Genomic DNA, 243 nt, shown 5'->3' on the forward strand with positions numbered 1-243 from the left:
CTGTTCGACGATGCGCAGTGACAGCTCGGCGCCCAGCGCCCCGCCACCGTGGCGGTAGGTGCGCGCGTTGAGGTCGAGCATGTAGGGCGGATTGGCCACGATCAGGTCGAAGGTGCCGGTAACGCCGTAAAGCAAATCACTCGGCTCCACGGACACATTGCTGATGCCCGCCAAGGCCGCGTTGATGGCGGTATAGCGCAACGCCAGCGGGTTGATGTCCAGCGCGCTGACCTGTGCATGGGG

At 65.0% G+C, this 243-nt stretch carries 1 protein-coding gene; it reads right to left on the reverse strand.

Going from position 1 to position 243, the window contains the following annotated elements; all coding sequences use genetic code 11:
• Nucleotides 1-243: methyltransferase (locus SB756_RS34225; protein ID WP_410913775.1), on the reverse strand; the 243-nt coding region annotated here is incomplete at both ends.

This window comes from Pseudomonas sp. SIMBA_068, assembly GCF_046534705.1.
Taxonomy (GTDB): Bacteria; Pseudomonadota; Gammaproteobacteria; order Pseudomonadales; family Pseudomonadaceae; genus Aquipseudomonas; species Aquipseudomonas putida.